The 1,063-nt window shown below is 39.2% G+C and carries 1 protein-coding gene; it reads right to left on the reverse strand.

The genetic code is table 11. The features are described from left to right. Positions 1 to 62 precede the first annotated feature (62 nt). Positions 63 to 710, reverse strand: a complete 648-nt coding sequence (locus JMX75_RS12820) for a hypothetical protein (protein ID WP_133105500.1) — start codon at positions 708 to 710, stop codon at positions 63 to 65. Positions 711 to 1,063 lie beyond the last annotated feature (353 nt).

The raw sequence follows: 1,063 nt of genomic DNA on the forward strand, positions 1-1,063 counted from the left end.
GGTGTAATGGACAAAATTCATGCTAAAAAGTAGAAGGTAGTCGCTAATGGACATAATTCATGCTATTTGAGTGACTTTGATGCTAAAAAGTCTTTAATAAACCGTAACTTACGGTGCTCATTTAGCCCATGATGACTGTGTAATTGTCGCTTTAACTCACTAAACAAACCTTCAAGAGAATTTGTGGTGTTTGGTATGTCTAACTGCTCACATTCTTGATAAGTAAATAACCAATCACTATTGGTTCTGAGACTACGATAAGCACTTCTAAGACGCTTGTGGGTGTACCACGTTTTACCAGTACCTTCATTAGTACTACGTTCATAAAGATAGTCTTCATGAGTTAAATACCACTGATCCAAGTGTTTTGTGAATGTGGCTTTATCAAGCACAGTTAAGTCTAAAGCAAGCCCTCTAAGTTCAATGCTCGCGATGTTCTTAGGACGACGAGTCAGGTAACGAGTCACTATTTGCATTTGATGAAACTGACACATCTGACAAGGGGTGCTAATAAAAAGCGTTCTAAGTCCTCGTCTTCCATCACAGGTAATGCTTTGTACATCAACGCCTAACGATGCTAAATGATCCACTCCTTGCTTATAAGCACTGTTGGCTTCATGACTCACTACAGCGTAATAAAGAACGGTTCTAGTGGCGTTGTCCATAAAGACCATTAAACCAAACTTGCGACCAAAGTAGGTGGTGTCCATGATGATATTAGCAGTCGTAGGACGTTTAATTTGATACTCGATACTGACTTTATCTAAGCGTCTTTGGATGGTTTTAAGACTACAATTATATTTGTCAGCCAGTTGTTGGTAGGTCTGTTTACCTTGAGTATATTCTGTCCAAAGGGTTTGGTTATCGAGTCTTACGCCACCTAAAAACTGCCGTTTGCAAGATAGGCATTGGTACTGTTGTTTGCCTAGTTTGCGTCCATTCTTCTTTGTATGTTTGTCACTACAAAAAGGGCAGTTTTTTGATTCATGGCGTTGATTCCTTGCAAATATAGACAGTATATAGCTTTAGGACCTATCCCAGCATGAAAAATGTCCATTACACC

It is taken from the genome of Psychrobacter sp. LFX-11D (genome assembly GCF_904846475.1).
Classification (GTDB): Bacteria; Pseudomonadota; Gammaproteobacteria; order Pseudomonadales; family Moraxellaceae; genus Psychrobacter; species Psychrobacter cryohalolentis.